At 54.8% G+C, this 14,135-nt stretch carries 14 protein-coding genes; 9 read left to right on the top strand and 5 right to left on the bottom strand.

Going from position 1 to position 14,135, the window contains the following annotated elements:
• Nucleotides 1-96 precede the first annotated feature (96 nt).
• Nucleotides 97-549 (top strand): hypothetical protein, encoded by a 453-nt coding sequence (locus GTQ55_RS02735; protein ID WP_161857358.1) that lies wholly within the window; start codon nucleotides 97-99, stop codon nucleotides 547-549.
• Nucleotides 550-1,408: 859 nt separating this feature from the next.
• On the opposite strand, the gene GTQ55_RS02730 is transcribed toward GTQ55_RS02735, so the two are convergent.
• Nucleotides 1,409-2,029, bottom strand: coding sequence for a glutathione S-transferase family protein (locus GTQ55_RS02730; protein WP_161857357.1), 621 nt, complete (start codon nucleotides 2,027-2,029; stop codon nucleotides 1,409-1,411).
• Between the two features lie 109 nt (nucleotides 2,030-2,138).
• Here GTQ55_RS02730 and GTQ55_RS02725 point away from each other — a divergent pair, with 109 nt between their 5' ends.
• From GTQ55_RS02725 to GTQ55_RS02710, 4 genes are all read left to right on the top strand, one after another.
• Entirely contained in the window at nucleotides 2,139-3,098 is a 960-nt protein-coding gene (locus GTQ55_RS02725; protein ID WP_161857356.1) for a helix-turn-helix transcriptional regulator, read from the top strand.
• 47 nt (nucleotides 3,099-3,145) lie between these two features.
• Nucleotides 3,146-3,787 (top strand): GNAT family N-acetyltransferase, encoded by a 642-nt coding sequence (locus tag GTQ55_RS02720; RefSeq protein WP_161857355.1) that lies wholly within the window; start codon nucleotides 3,146-3,148, stop codon nucleotides 3,785-3,787.
• Nucleotides 3,788-4,003: 216 nt separating this feature from the next.
• On the top strand, nucleotides 4,004-4,705 hold the full coding sequence (locus GTQ55_RS02715; RefSeq protein WP_161857354.1) for an aspartate/glutamate racemase family protein: 702 nt from the start codon (nucleotides 4,004-4,006) through the stop codon (nucleotides 4,703-4,705).
• Between the two features lie 215 nt (nucleotides 4,706-4,920).
• Nucleotides 4,921-5,577 carry a hypothetical protein gene (locus GTQ55_RS02710; RefSeq protein ID WP_161857353.1) on the top strand — a complete coding sequence of 219 codons (657 nt, stop codon included), beginning with the start codon at nucleotides 4,921-4,923 and terminating at the stop codon, nucleotides 5,575-5,577.
• Between the two features lie 66 nt (nucleotides 5,578-5,643).
• Here the strand turns inward: GTQ55_RS02710 and GTQ55_RS02705 are convergent, their stop codons facing one another.
• Nucleotides 5,644-5,994: a YciI family protein gene (locus GTQ55_RS02705; RefSeq protein ID WP_202620657.1), complete on the bottom strand. Its 351-nt coding sequence runs from the start codon at nucleotides 5,992-5,994 to the stop codon at nucleotides 5,644-5,646.
• Between the two features lie 255 nt (nucleotides 5,995-6,249).
• Here GTQ55_RS02705 and GTQ55_RS02700 point away from each other — a divergent pair, with 255 nt between their 5' ends.
• The gene (locus tag GTQ55_RS02700; RefSeq protein ID WP_161857352.1) at nucleotides 6,250-6,618 is read left to right on the top strand and encodes a PH domain-containing protein; all 369 of its coding nucleotides are present in this window, start codon (nucleotides 6,250-6,252) and stop codon (nucleotides 6,616-6,618) included.
• A 19-nt stretch (nucleotides 6,619-6,637) separates the two neighbouring features.
• Here the strand turns inward: GTQ55_RS02700 and GTQ55_RS02695 are convergent, their stop codons facing one another.
• A complete protein-coding gene (locus GTQ55_RS02695) occupies nucleotides 6,638-8,110 on the bottom strand; it encodes a B12-binding domain-containing radical SAM protein (protein WP_161857351.1) in 1,473 nt (490 codons plus the stop codon).
• Between the two features lie 278 nt (nucleotides 8,111-8,388).
• Between GTQ55_RS02695 and GTQ55_RS02690 the strand changes: the two genes are divergently transcribed.
• Entirely contained in the window at nucleotides 8,389-9,063 is a 675-nt protein-coding gene (locus GTQ55_RS02690; RefSeq protein WP_161857350.1) for a DUF1294 domain-containing protein, read from the top strand.
• 12 nt (nucleotides 9,064-9,075) lie between these two features.
• Nucleotides 9,076-9,804, top strand: coding sequence for a polyamine aminopropyltransferase (locus GTQ55_RS02685; protein WP_161857349.1), 729 nt, complete (start codon nucleotides 9,076-9,078; stop codon nucleotides 9,802-9,804).
• Between the two features lie 170 nt (nucleotides 9,805-9,974).
• Here GTQ55_RS02685 and GTQ55_RS02680 read toward each other — a convergent pair whose 3' ends face one another.
• The gene (locus GTQ55_RS02680; RefSeq protein WP_161857348.1) at nucleotides 9,975-11,615 is read right to left on the bottom strand and encodes an acetolactate synthase large subunit; all 1,641 of its coding nucleotides are present in this window, start codon (nucleotides 11,613-11,615) and stop codon (nucleotides 9,975-9,977) included.
• 229 nt (nucleotides 11,616-11,844) lie between these two features.
• Between GTQ55_RS02680 and GTQ55_RS02675 the strand changes: the two genes are divergently transcribed.
• Nucleotides 11,845-13,128 carry a DEAD/DEAH box helicase gene (locus tag GTQ55_RS02675; RefSeq protein WP_161857347.1) on the top strand — a complete coding sequence of 428 codons (1,284 nt, stop codon included), beginning with the start codon at nucleotides 11,845-11,847 and terminating at the stop codon, nucleotides 13,126-13,128.
• A gap of 118 nt (nucleotides 13,129-13,246) precedes the next feature.
• Here the strand turns inward: GTQ55_RS02675 and GTQ55_RS02670 are convergent, their stop codons facing one another.
• On the bottom strand, nucleotides 13,247-14,134 hold the full coding sequence (locus GTQ55_RS02670; protein ID WP_161857346.1) for a hypothetical protein: 888 nt from the start codon (nucleotides 14,132-14,134) through the stop codon (nucleotides 13,247-13,249).
• Between the last annotated feature and the right edge of the window lies 1 nt (nucleotide 14,135).

Below are 14,135 nucleotides of genomic sequence, written 5' to 3'. Positions count from 1 at the left end.
GAACATAGAGGGATTCCGGGTAAAAATAGTTGGGGACTGAGTAAAACTTTTGCATATGAAAATCTATAAGAGCATACAATAAAAATGACCCCACGAATGAAGCTAATACTTACCACCTTAATTTCTCTTTGCGTGCTCACATCAGGCTGCAACTCCGCACACATCAAAGAACAAAATACGGGAAGCCCTTTCGGTGGTGTTGTCACTATCAAGCCACATGGCAAAGTCTATGCAGAAATCACAGTCACTGACGGAGAGATCGCAGAGGTCACTCAGGTCGAGAGCATTCTGAACCCAGAAAAAACTGTCACTTTTGAGTTCAGCGAGAGCGAGTATGGAACCATGCTCTCGGTTCAAAACCCGTTCGAGCAACCCATTAAGTACCATATCAATATGGTTGATTACTCAGGGAATTTTCACCAGACCAGTAGCTGCCCCGTTATGGCCGGCGGCGGTGCATTCGAGAGCTGGCCGCACCCCATTCCGCAGCTTGTCGTATCAAATTTCCGCTTCCTGAATGACGGACAAGGCTTTACATGCACTTACTGAGCAGAAGTATTCCAATAGCGTCCGCGGCCTTGCGGGCTATCGCTGGCGTCCCCATCTGAGTTCTTGACGCGCGTCACAATACTTGACCGAAGTGTCCGACAGCTCCCGTGGGATTTACTCCACTCGGTGCAGATAGAAACAGCGAGATATAATCAAGCACTTTACGCAGAGAATAAATGGAGATATTTTGCCGTTGGCTTAATCGTTGATTAAATAAGGATAACAATGAAATTCTATAAATCGATTGTACTATCAGCATCCATCCTACTTATGCCCACGGCTGTTATGGCCAAGCCACAGGGGTGGTATGCGGGGGGCCATTATGGGGCAATAGATGCACAGCCAGCATCCGAGGGACCCGGCATTAACCTGGGTTATCAGGGTGATGGAGGCTGGGGGGTGCATGGAGAGTTCACCAGAGATACCGTAGGTACTTTTGGTGGGGTATTCGCTACATACCGGACTTCTGGTGATATCTACCTCCTATTCAAAGGTGGCGCAGCTGGCGGAAGAAGCGCGAGCGGCCTGGCTGGCGGGTTAGGCGTGGGCGGAAATCTTGGCTCAGCACTAAACCTTGAGCTGGATGCAAACTCCTATGGCGGAAGCGGCGTAGCGCACCTTCGCTTGAGTTACAGCTTCTAAAACCGCTACCGAATTCCCCCTGCGATCACGGCCATAGATATTGGCTCACATGATACAGGGGGAAAATCTGTGTTAATGCGGCAGCTTCCTATGTGTACTTAGCAGCCGCTCCAGGTCACCTCCTGACGCAATCGTATTAGGCTTATCTCTGTTGGCCCAATAGCGACTTCAAGGCTTACCGCATTTCAAGGCCAGCGGACCCGGCAGACGCTTTTTATCAGGCTTTCTCCATCAAAGCGTCGTCTTTTTCGGTAGCGCGCCGGTAGGCGTCACGCGCAGCAACGCGCTTGGCGTAGTCGATGAATTCCGGCCGTTTTTCCAGGGTGCCAAATTCCACGCCCCAGTTAATCTGCGCTCCCACATACACATCGGCGGCAGTAAAGCGCTCACCGGCAACATAGGCGTGCCCGGCAAACCAGTTTGAGAGGTTATCCAGTACGGCGGTGTAGCTGCCGTAGCCCACCATTCGCTGCTTCTCTGCATCTGCCTCCATACCAAACACCTTTAAATCCGTAACCGCGGCTTCCAGTGGTCCGGCGGCAAAGAACATCCAGCGGTAATAGCTGGCGCGCTCCTCCGCTGTTGGCGCCAGGCCGGCCTGCGGGAAGGTTTCTGCCAGGTAGGCACAGATGGCGGCGCATTCGGTGATGACCTCACCGCGGTGCACGATGGCCGGCACCTTGCCCATGGGGTTGATCTTCAGGTAAGCGGGGGCTTTCATGCTGCCATCGTATTCCAGTACCTCTGTCTGGTAGGGCGCGCTCACTTCTTCCAGCATCCACCGCGCAATACGGCCGCGGGATTGAGGGTTGGTGTAGAGGGTGACTTGATCGTTCATAGCTGCTCTCCGTTGCTGTTTGTTTGGGGATGATTGTGATCCGGATGCAAGCACTGTACTGGGCAATCAGGTTATATTCCGCCCTAATTAATTATGCAGGACGCAACTCATGTCGAATCCCACGACTCGGGTGCTGGCGCTGCTGGAGCTGTTGCAGCTGCACGGTAACGCCAGCGGCAGTGAACTGGCGCGGATGCTGGGCGTGGATGGCCGCACGTTGCGCCGCTATATCACCACGCTGGAGGAGATCGGCATTCCTTTGACGGCGGAGCGCGGGCGCCACGGCGGCTATCGGCTGGTTTCGGGCTACAAGCTGCCGCCGATGATGTTTACCAATGAAGAGACCCTGGCGATTTCCCTCGGTCTGCTGGCGGCGCGGAGCCTCAGTGTGGGTGAGGTGTCCACCGCCGTCGCCAGCGCGCAGGCAAAACTCGAGCGGGTGATGCCGCAGAAGTTGAAACAGCAGCTGCGCTCCCTCGATGAAAGCGTCACCCTGGACCTGTTGCCGAAGGCGGCGCCGGACAGCGCCACCTTGTCTACCCTGGCCGCCGCCACCCAGAACCGGAGCCGCGTTGTATTCGACTACACCAGTGGCAGCGATAATCCCGATGAGCGGCTGACGCAACGGGAGTTTGATCCCTACGGCCTGGTGTTCCGCTACGGCCGCTGGTACGCGGTGGGCCACTGCCACCTGCGTGTGGAGATACGCACCTTTCGCGTCGACCGTATGCAGCAGTTGCGCGGGCTGAACATTCCCTTCCGGCGACCACACGACTTCGATGCCGCCGGTTATCTCAGCGGCAGCTTTGCGACTTTGGAGCAGGGGTTTGAAGTGGAGTTGCTGCTGCACACAGACCTGGAGACCGCCACCCGAATGCTCGGTGATGAACTCGGCCTGCTGACCCCCACTGGGGATGGTGTGCTTTGGCGCGCACAGACCGGCTGCCTGGGCTGGTTTGCCTCCCAACTGGTGCGGCTGCCCTTTGCCTTTGAGATAGTTACACCGTCGGACCTGAGAGCCGAGTTGCACCGCCACGCCGAGCGGCTGTTGGCCATGACCACTGCTTGAATCGCGGGAATGCGGTAGAGTGTTGGAACGAAAAAAGAGAACTCTGCATGTCTGAACTCAGCTTCCGCCCCTGCCGCGCACAAGATGCAGACGCAGCTGTGCCACTGATCTACAGCTCGGGGCCGGGCGCGTTTGACTATGTGTTCTGCGACCGCAGCAAACAGCAGGCCCGCGACTTTCTTCACCATGCGTTTGTGCGCGGCGACTCGGAATTTGGCTACCGGCAGCACATCGCAGCTGTAATTGACGGCGAGGTGGTAGCGGTTGGTGCGGTGCGCAACAGCAACCAGAACCTGCGCTTCACCATCGCCGCCTTGCGCGATATTGTGCGCTTCTATTCACCGCTCGCGGCCGCCCGTGTCGTGGTGCGCGGGCTGCGCACCGAGATGGTGATCAGTCCTCCGAAGAAGGACGCCGGGGTGATCTATCACCTCGGGGTGGCGGAGGCGATTCGCGGCCGGGGGATCGGCGGCGCTCTGATGGCGGAGTTGCTGCGTCGCGTGCAGCAGCACGAATTTTCGGTAGCGGCGCTGGACGTTGCCGCGACCAACCCGCGCGCGAAGGCGCTGTACGAGCGGCTGGGTTTTACGGCACAGCGCACCACCCAATCTTCACTGCGGTCAGCCTTTGGGCAGGTTGTGGATCACACCTATATGGAATTGCCCTTGGCAACCCAGCTACCGGAATAAACGGCCCGCTTGGTCCGACCCTCGACTGCAGCTCGTACTGGTCCTCTCTCGCAAAATGGACGGCGACAACAGTTTCACGCCCGACCTGTGACCGGCACTTACGGCCGAATTTATCGAACCCGCATACGAACTGGATCTGACCACGGTTTAATTGGCAGTGACAGCTCTGGTACAGTTTGCGCAATGACACTCGGGATGCGGGGAGTACAGTTCGCAATGAAAACCATCGGACTGCTGGGGGGAATGAGCTGGGAATCGACACTCAGCTACTACAAAGCAATCAATGAACGTATAAGAGCCGAATTGGGCGGGTTACATTCGGCAAAGATCTGCCTGTACAGTGTCGACTTCGATGAAATCGAGAAACTGCAACATGCGGGGAAATGGGATGAGACCGCCAGAATCCTCGCACAGGCGGCGCAGTCGGTTGAAAAAGGCGGCGCTGATTTCCTCATGATTTGCACCAACACCATGCACAAGGTATTTGACCAGATCGAGTCCAGCATATCGATTCCGGTCCTGCATATTGCCGATGCGACCGCGCAGGCCCTGATAAAAGACAACATCACGTCTGTGGGATTACTTGGCACACGCTTCACAATGGAGCAGGATTTTTACAAGGGCCGCTTAACCGAGCACTTCGGCATTAACGTCATTACTCCAAATGCGGGTGAGCAGACTCTGGTGCATGACGTTATTTACAAGGAACTGTGCCTGGGCCTTGTCAAACCGGAATCGAAGGTGCGTTATCTGGAGATTATTGATAATCTTCATAAACGTGGAGCACAGGCGGTTATTCTCGGGTGTACAGAGATTGCGTTATTGGTGCAGCAAGTTGATACGAATATCCCGCTTTACGATACAGCAGAGATTCATGCGGCTCGGGGCGTGGAATTTTCCCTTTTGCGGGCGCCCTGATTAAATAGACCCCCATTTCACCGCACGATAAGGATATCGTGAACCGGTCGGTGAATAGTTCCGGAGCTCTTGGCCCAGCTCCGCCAAAAACCGAATAAAGATTCAAGGACGATACGATGGAGCAAGCGCGACAAGCTCAGTCTGACACTGGCAATTCAAACCAGACCGGCTCTGCATTCTCCCGCCAGCCAATATACCGAAAGTTTTCAGCGCTCTTGCTCGGCCTGATGGTTATCACCGTATTGCCACATTATGGAAAGATTCTCGAGCCGGAATCAACGGTATCCGTCGCATTGGTACTGCACGGTATCTTTTATCTAGGCTGGTTTGTCCTGTTCATGGTTCAGTCGCATCTGGTAGCGGGCGGCAATATTCCGCTACACCGCGGCCTCGGTTACACCAGCGTCTGGCTTTTTGGCATTCTCCTGTTCAGTGGTACCGGGCTGCTTGTGGAGGTAATGCAAAGCTACGACCCGGGCTGGGATAGCGGAGAGGTAGCCGCGCGAGCCAGCTTCGCGTGGGGGATATTACATACCCTGGTTTGCTTCTCGATATTTTATATGCTCGGCGTCACCTTTCGAAAACGCTCCCATCTGCACAAGCGATTTATGCTGTTGGCTTCGCTGAGCATGATTTCTGCATCGGTAACCCGCGTTGCCTACCTGCCTGAGATTCCCGCCGCTGCCACGAAGCTGAGTCTGCTGCTCACTTATGGATTCTTGCTGACACCAATCCTGATTGACCGCTGGCACTTCGGCAAAGTACACCCCGTCCTGAAGTGGGGCTTGCCCACCTACATCGGTACGCAAATTCTATGTGTCACCGTGTTGCCCACTACCAGAGTTGGGCAGATTTTGGCGTTTCCATTCTGAACTGGCGGCATCTGCGAGTCGAAAACCCCCGACCACTAACCGGGGGTTAGCTATGCCGCACTTCCTTCAAGCCGTGGGTATCGGCATACACTCCATCACTTCAACACAGTCACCAGGAAAGATCGTGAAGTGCGGGTGGTTTTCAAACAGTCTGGCGGCGGCCTCGTGGCTTTCGGCCTGTACGATGACATAGCCTGTCATTTCGTTGCGCACATCGCTGACACCGCTCGGATCAACACGCTTGGTTTTTCCCAGTGGACCGCCCTCTGCGACGAGGATGTCACGGTGTTTTTCCATCCAGCTGCCCCAGGCAGCCATGCCTTCCTCTATACGCTGCTGGCACTGCTCTTCTGTTAGCCCCTCCCATCCTTTCATGGTATCCGGAGTGCCGAGGTACATGGCGAGGTAGTTTTTCACGTTGGCTCCTTGTGTATCCCTATACCGTAAGCTTGAGAATAGTCATGGCTGGTCTATTTCCGATTCGACCAGGCGGGCCGGAAGACGCAATTCCTCTTGGTCACCGGCCTGTATCCGGATCTGCGAGCGCAGCACTGTAGGTGCGAATGAAATTTGCGCCCGGGCTGCCACTACACAGGCTATTTACTATATCGAAGATATGGCATTCTCTATTGATCGACCACACATTTTCATCAACAGACCACCGGTTACCCAATGATCGATTTTGAAAACAAAAGCCTGTTCAAGCTGAAACAGAACGCTGGATTTGCAGAAAAGGTGGCTCCGCTGCTACTCGACGGCGAGGAAGTACTGGATTCTTTTAAATCCATGCGCGACGGCGTGGTGTTTACCAGCAAGCGCATTATCGCCGTCAACGTGCAGGGCATTACCGGCAGCAAGAAGGATTTCACCTCCCTGCCTTACAAGAATATCGTCGCCTACTCGGTGGAAACCTCTGGCACATTTGATATCGACAGCGAGCTGGAACTGTATTTTTCTTCTCTGGGCAAAGTGCGGTTTGAGTTCAGCGGTAAATCCAGACTTGTGGATATTGCGCACTATATTGCGCGTTATGCTCTCTAGGTGGCATTGAGGTAACTCTCTAGAACGCGCCCTCGAAAGCAACCGCTTTTTCTAGTAGTGGCTTTCTGTTAATGGCATTCACCTCAGAGATCAGGTGATAAGCGGCCTTCAGAAAAGATGGCGTGTTCATCCGCTTGTTTTCATAGGGAACCACGCCATTATATGTATCAAGCTCTTGAAGCTTGATATGCGGATATTCTTGCCTTGATTCCCGAAGCTTCTTTTCAATCGGTGTGGCGGGCATATTGGCGAAACGGTTATAGGTAACGCGTTCTATATATTCTCTATGATCTCGAAGAAATTTCGCGGTCTTATGCACATCATCTGCAGTCTCGTTCGGGTAGCCGATCATGCAGGTAATCCTAACGCTAATGCCGGCCTTGTGCGCGTTCCTGATAAAATCTGACATACGGTCCAGCTTTACGCCCTTTGCCATATGCGACAGCACGCTTCTACTAGCCGACTCCAGCCCACAGGTCATTCGTACGAGCCCGGAATCAGCCGCTCTTTTCAGCTCGCGGTATGACAGACCATTTTCCTCTCTCGAATCAACATGGACGGAAGCGGTCCATTTTATCGGTTTCGACAGCCTCTGAAGCCCCCCCGGCAATCCCTTCCACAACTCCAGATTCGAATTCAGCTTCAGGTCTAGAAATACAAAAAGATCCGAGTCATAGCGCTGCTGCTGGAGCCCGATCTCAGACAGCACCTTTTCAAGCACCCTGGATCGATAAGTTCGTCCCGATGTGGTTTTCACATCCGAACAAAATGTACAGTGCCCCCACTCGCAGCCTCTCCCGGTCATGATAGGCACAATTCTGTTTGGGTAGTTTTTCCAGGGAAAATCGGAAAAATCAGGGAAGGGCACACGATCAAGCTCAATCAGGGGCTTGGCTGGTTCGAATGATCCACTGCGAGTGATAACACCGGGTATTTGCTCGATAGCATCACCAGATGCCAGCGCACATACCAAATCCGACAAGTGCATTTCTGGTTCGCCAGAATACAGGGCTGTAACACCCGGCAAACTCAACCATTCAGCACACATCTCAGAGGAATAAAATCCGCTACCGCCGACGACGAGCGGAATGTCCTTTTCCCTACAAATATCCGCGATCTGCCCGCAAACCTCCCTATACATTGTATAAGCAGAAATCAATAGTACATTCGGGCCTTTCTCGACTAAATTCTCGACCGCCTGTGTAATAATTTCCCGGTCTCGATTACCACCAGGCCTAAACCAGGATTTGAGCTTATTCCTTAGTGCGTTTATAAGCCCGCTATTTGAAACCGCCATGTAGTAATTCAAAAATTCCGAAAATCTTTGCCAATATGACTGCCTCACCGTCCTGGGGTAGCCGTGAACACCAAAATTCAGTGGCGAACAGACTTCAACATCTACGCCCTTTTCGCGAAGAATTGCTACAAAATAGCCAATAGATAATGTGGGATATCGGGAAAAATTATTTAGATCAACAAGCGCGACTTTCATCAAATACGTCCCTGTATTTATATTTCGTTCTTAATGCAAAGCGCCAGCCAAAATACCTCGCCCCACTTTACGCGAAATTCATTATAGCCAGCTCAATAAATTTCTCACAAGTATTAGTAATACGAATGGATGACATATAAACAGATATAAACAACGTTTCTGTTTGCGATTTGGATAGGGCCCCGGAAACAAGTAACAAACAATCGATTGGCAACGCGCTTTGACCGGAGCGTGTGTTCCCGGCAGTATTCAACAACAGGTTAATATCGAGTCGCAGTATGTCTGGACAAAAAACCCCCGTTTCTAAACGCGTAAAAGGCAAGATCAGCATCTGGAATGATGACAAGGGGTTCGGCTTTATTGAGCCGTTGATGGGCGGAAAGCGGGTTTTTATCCATATAAAATCGTTCCCCAACCGCCGACGCCGGCCCAAAGCTGGCGAGGTCGTGACTTACTCGCTCTCTTCAGACCGCCAGGGGCGGCCCTGTGCGACCGGGGTGACTATTGCCGGTGAACAAGCCAAAATACGGCAAAGATCAGGCGGCACACTCCCTGCATTTACCGGGCTGGTGTTTCTCGGACTCGTTGGGGTTTCGACATTGCTTGGAAATTTACCGCCAATAATGTTGATGGCTTATATTGGCATGAGCCTGCTGGCTTACCTGTTCTACTATCTGGACAAATCCGCAGCGCGCCGCGGTCGCTGGCGCACCAAGGAGAGCACGCTCCATCTATTAGCCCTTTTGGGTGGGTGGCCCGGTGCCTGGGCGGCGCAGCAAAGGCTGCGGCACAAGTCCCGCAAGCAACCCTTCCGGTTTATCTTCTGGCTCACGGTGCTTGCCAACCTCGGTGCGCTGGCATGGCTGCATACTGCGGAGGGCACTACCTACTTGCACACATTAGCGGGTAGCATGCCGTCCCTTAGCGAATACCCGTTCTTTCGACCGCATTAGGATAAGTCAGCAATGGCCCTGTTATTTGAAGAAATCGATAGCCAATCCTCGCCACTGGGCGAGATTTCCCTGCGGCGACGGAGGATTCCCGCGCTGGGCGATAGAGACATCTACGAGGTCAAGCTCGGTGAGGAATTCCTCATGTCGAGCATGTTCGTGGAGGCCGAAGAGGCGCTTTCCACCCTCGGCCTTGCGCAAGTTCAAGGCGACAAGCTCGATGTGGTGGTCGGCGGGCTTGGCCTGGGTTATACCGCGGTGGCGGCGCTACAAGACCCGCGTATTGAGGAGTTGCTTGTGGTCGAAGCGCTGGATACGGTTATTGGCTGGCACAAGGATGAGCTGGTTCCCCTGGGCAAGGTGCTCAATGCCGACGCTCGCAACCGCTATGTGCACGGCAGCTTCTTCGACCTGGCCACAGCCCCGGATACCGGCTTTGACCCTGAGAACGCCGGAAAAAAGTTTGACGCGATTCTTCTGGATATCGACCACTCCCCCACCGAATACCTGAATGCCGGTAATGCGCAGTTCTATACCGCCGACAACCTGGCCCTTATGGCGCAGCAGCTGAAGCCTAATGGTGTATTCGCTATGTGGTCACAAAACCTGCCCGAGGAAAAATTTGAGGCATTGCTCAATTCGGTCTTTGATACCGTTGAATCGCATGTGGTCTCTTTTTATAACCCCTTTCTCAACGGTGACTCGACCAATTCGGTCTATGTGTGTACCAAGAGTGGATTCTGAACAGGCAGGTTTTAGCAAGCGCAAGTTCGGTCCGGGTACGTCAATTCTCACCCGCACCGGGAACTCTCATGGCCTACGCCAGACTGGAACAGAAAACCTTTTGCGTCTTATCGTCTATGAAAAGCAGTAGCGGCGTTAGGCCCGATGTTAGCGGAAGCTTGTTTCGGGGTTCAGAGCTTGCGCGATAACTCCCGGATTTCACGATTCAGAATTCGGTCGTTATCGCGGTAGTCCATCTGGATGTCGATCAGGTGTACACCGCCCTCCTGCATGCATTGCCTGATCAGTGGCTGTAATTCCGCGGTGACCTCAATACGGTGTCCGCTGGCGCCATAAGACTGCGCATACACAACAAAGTCGGGATTGCCGAAGTCCAGCCCGAAATCATGGAAGTCCATCTGCGCCTGCTTCCACTTGATCATGCCGTAGCCATCATCCCGCAATACCAGTATCACCAGGTCCAGCTTGAGCCGTACCGCGGTTTCCAGCTCCTGGGAATTCATCATAAACCCGCCGTCACCGCAGATGGCGAGCACCGGGCGGTCCGGGTTCACCAGTTTTGCCGCCATCGCGGACGGCAGCCCTGCGCCCATCGTGGCGAGTGCGTTATCGAGCAGCACCGAGTTGGGGGAATGGGCCTGGTAGTTTCGCGCGAACCAGATCTTGTACATGCCGTTATCCAGCGCAATGATGCCGTCGTCGGGCACCGCCTCGCGCACCTCCTTCACCAGCCGTTGCGGCTTCATCGGGAAGCCATCGTCCTGAGCACCCTCGTGTATGTGCTTTTGCAGCGCGTTACGGATGCGGTGGGCGTCGGCAAAGCTCCAGTGCTCCTGAGGCTCCAAAAGCTCCTTCAACTGCCATAGGCTGTTGGCGATATCCCCGACTACTTCGATCTGGGGAAAGTACACCGGGTCCACCTGTGCAGAGTTGAAATTGATATGCACTACCGCGGGCCCACCGGGTCGCATAAAAAAGGGCGGCTTTTCCACAACATCGTGGCCGACGTTGATGATCAGGTCTGCCTGATCGATCGCCCGGTGGACAAAATCACCATCGGACAGTGCCGTGTTGCCGATAAAGTGGGTACTGGCCTCGTCGATCACGCCTTTACCCATCTGCGTGGTCACCGCCGGGATACCTAGTTTCTCCACCAGCTCCCGCAGCATTTTTGCAGTCAGCTTGCGGTTGGCACCGGCGCCGATCAGTAACAGCGGCTTGCGCGCCGCGGAAATTGCCTGCGCGGCCTGGCGTACAGCCTTTTCTTCCGCAATCGGGCGGCGGGTATAACTGGGCTCCAGCACGGGCATGGTGGAATGCTCACGCGCGATATCTTCCGGCAATTCCAGATGGGTGGCACCCGGCCGCTCTTCCTCGGCATGGCGGAATGCTTCGCGCACATGGGCGGGAACATTGTCGCCACTGACGATCACTTTGGTGAACTTGGTCAGCGGTTGCATCATGTCGACAATATCGATGATCTGGAACTGGCCCTGCTTGGAGCTTTTGATCGGCTTCTGGCCGGTGACCATCACCATCGGCATGGCGCCGAGTTGCGCATAAGCTGCTGCGGTCACGAGATTGGTGGCACCGGGGCCGAGCGTGGAGAGACAGACGCCGGCGTTACCGGTAAGGCGGCCGTAGGTTGCCGCCATAAAACCCGAGGCCTGTTCATGGCGACCGATGATGAGGTTGATTTTCGAGCCACGCAGGGATTCCAGCAGGTCGAGGTTTTCCTCCCCGGGTATACCGAAGACAAACTCAACGCCCTCTGCCTCGAGTGCACGAACGAACAGATCGGATGCTTTCACCAGAATCCCCACTAAATGAACAGACACTGCACCTGTTTGACGGGTCACTCAACACAAATCAATAGGCGCCTGATGATTAGCAGCGTAGCAGAACGCCCGGTTTCGGCTCCTGTGAAAGACACCTGCGGCTAGCGATTTAACAGAAGACATCCTGTGCTTAGCTGTTACCATGCGCGGCCGAAACCAGCCGGCGATCCATTCCCGATCAGAAGCCGACCAGAGAGTCCCGATGACATTCCACAAACTTGGCTTGAGCGACCCGATCCTGCAGGCCATTGAAGAGAAGGGCTATACCACCCCTACCGAGATCCAGCGCAAGGCAATTCCCGCCATACTGGAAGGGCGGGATATCATTGCGACAGCCCAGACCGGTACCGGCAAGACTGCAGCCTTTGTGTTACCCATGCTCGCGGCCCTGAGCGGAGATCGCAAGCGACGGGCGAAGCGCTTCCGCGCACTGATCCTTGTGCCGACCCGCGAGCTGGCCATGCAGGTGGAAGACAATATCCGGCAGTATGGAAAGCACCTGTCGGTTGCCTCTATGGCAATGGTGGGTGGGGTTGACCTTGAGCCACAAAAGCAACAGCTGATCGACGGCGTGGATATTGTGGTTGCCACGCCCGGCCGACTGCTCGATCTTGCTCACCAGCGCGCCCTCTACTTTGACGAGCTACAGATCCTGGTGATGGATGAGGCCGATCGTATGCTGGATATGGGCTTTATCGATGACCTCAACAAGATCATTGAGCGGCTGCCGGCACAACGCCAGAACCTTCTGTTTTCGGCCACCCTATCGAGCCAGGTCGCCGCGCTGGCGAAAACTGTGGTGGAAAACCCGTTTGAGGTTTCGGTGGCGGGCAACCAGAAGACGGCACCGAAGATTACCCAGTGGCTCATCGCCGTCGACAAGCACAACAAGTCCGCCCTGCTCAGCCATCTGGTGAAAGAGCACAACTGGACTCAGGCACTGATCTTCATCCGTACGCAACACGGTGCGGCCAAGCTGGTGAGCCAGTTGGAAAAGCGTGGGATCAAGGCGGAATCCATTCACGGCGGCAAAAGCCAGGCGTCGCGCTCCAAGATACTTGCAGACTTCAAATCCGGTGCAATCAGCCTGCTTGTGGCTACCGGTGTAGCAGCGCGCGGCATTGATATCGACGAGCTGCCGCGGGTGGTCAACTATGACATGCCGGACGACGCCGACGAGTATATTCATCGCATTGGCCGCACCGGCCGCGCCGGATCATCCGGCGAGGCGGTTTCACTGGTCTCCAAGGACGATTTCAAACGCCTGTGTGCAGTCGAGCGCCGCCTGGGTAAGATAATCGACCGAGTCCAGATTGAAGCGTTTCCAGTGGTCAAGGATTTGCCGCCATCCAACTTGAACTTTTCCACCAAGGGCGAAAAAAACAGTCGAGGTCGTAACAGGACAGGAAAGGACGATAACACTGCGAAAAACGCACAGCCTAAGCCAGCGGCCCCCAAACTCACGCCCTGGGGCAAGCTCAAGTAGCCTGCTGGTGATCAGGCACTAAAACTAGAGCCGATACTCCCGGCCAAGTGAAATTCGCTGTAAAAAAGGGGCTGCCGAATATACGGCAGCCCCTTAAATTCCCTACTAACACTATCGATCAGGGACCCGCCGGCACCGGCGTTGATACATTCTGGGCATTTGCCTGTGCTACGGCGGCCACATCCGTAACAGTGACCCTCGCTCCGGGAACCACAGGCCCTGAAAAATCCGTTTGCGCCTGTAGCGCATCTTTGGCGTTATTGATCTGGTAGTCCTGCAGATCTTTCAGACCCTTGATACGTGCACCGTTGGCATCTTCCGGCAAGGTTTCATCGAACTCGTCACGGAACCAGCGCCGCCCGTGCCTGACAACTTTCCCCGTGGACGCCTTTGCGCTGGGAAGACCGGGAACCATATAGTCCATGGTAAAGCTATCGTAGTAGTCCTGAATTTCTGCCGGGTCATGAAAGTCGGTGAAATCAATTTCGAAGATGTTCGAGATACTGAAATACGTGAAGCCCGTAACCTGGGTTTTGGATCCACAGATTTTCTCAACCATCTGACAAGTGTCGATCGGATCCTGCATGATCTGACATCCCTCAAACACGATCTTCGATTGCACCACTACGCCGGTTTTGGCCAATGCGGCACTTACCCTGGCCGTGGTCGGTGCGTTGCCGCCGATTAACAGATATCCCGGCCCTGAATGCACGTCAATCACCAGAGTGCCAATTCGGCTGTACTTGCTCAGGGCCGCAGCGAGCTCGCCGACGGACCCCACGCCCACGAGCCTGGCCTTGGGGTAGTAGGCGCGAGCCAGGATCGGTGCAAAATCGCTGATCCCGGTGTCACCGCTATCGTACAGCATCAGCGTATCAATCGACGGCCCCTTTGCGGCAGAAGAGCCGCCACCGGTGGCCACGCTGGTGTCTTTTACCGGAGCCTGGGTCAGCTCCATGGCATTGAGAAACTGAACCACATCAGTGACTGGATGTCTTGGAGGCATG

This window comes from Microbulbifer hydrolyticus, from assembly GCF_009931115.1.
Taxonomy (GTDB): Bacteria; Pseudomonadota; Gammaproteobacteria; order Pseudomonadales; family Cellvibrionaceae; genus Microbulbifer; species Microbulbifer hydrolyticus.
This window is presented reverse-complemented; position numbering and strand designations above follow the sequence as displayed.

Bases quoted from the DNA above. Each gene is read 5' to 3' on its own strand.
- GTQ55_RS02735 (WP_161857358.1), top strand. From the start codon at position 97: ATGAAGCTAATACTTACCACCTTAATTTCTCTTTGCGTGCTCACATCA.
- GTQ55_RS02695 (WP_161857351.1), bottom strand. From the start codon at position 8,110: ATGAAAGTCGCGCTTGTTGATCTAAATAATTTTTCCCGATATCCCACA.
- GTQ55_RS02670 (WP_161857346.1), bottom strand. From the start codon at position 14,134: ATGCCTCCAAGACATCCAGTCACTGATGTGGTTCAGTTTCTCAATGCC.
- GTQ55_RS02720 (WP_161857355.1), top strand. From the start codon at position 3,146: ATGTCTGAACTCAGCTTCCGCCCCTGCCGCGCACAAGATGCAGACGCA.
- GTQ55_RS02675 (WP_161857347.1), top strand. From the start codon at position 11,845: ATGACATTCCACAAACTTGGCTTGAGCGACCCGATCCTGCAGGCCATT.
- GTQ55_RS02730 (WP_161857357.1), bottom strand. From the start codon at position 2,029: ATGAACGATCAAGTCACCCTCTACACCAACCCTCAATCCCGCGGCCGT.
- GTQ55_RS02690 (WP_161857350.1), top strand. From the start codon at position 8,389: ATGTCTGGACAAAAAACCCCCGTTTCTAAACGCGTAAAAGGCAAGATC.
- GTQ55_RS02725 (WP_161857356.1), top strand. From the start codon at position 2,139: ATGTCGAATCCCACGACTCGGGTGCTGGCGCTGCTGGAGCTGTTGCAG.
- GTQ55_RS02700 (WP_161857352.1), top strand. From the start codon at position 6,250: ATGATCGATTTTGAAAACAAAAGCCTGTTCAAGCTGAAACAGAACGCT.
- GTQ55_RS02715 (WP_161857354.1), top strand. From the start codon at position 4,004: ATGAAAACCATCGGACTGCTGGGGGGAATGAGCTGGGAATCGACACTC.
- GTQ55_RS02685 (WP_161857349.1), top strand. From the start codon at position 9,076: ATGGCCCTGTTATTTGAAGAAATCGATAGCCAATCCTCGCCACTGGGC.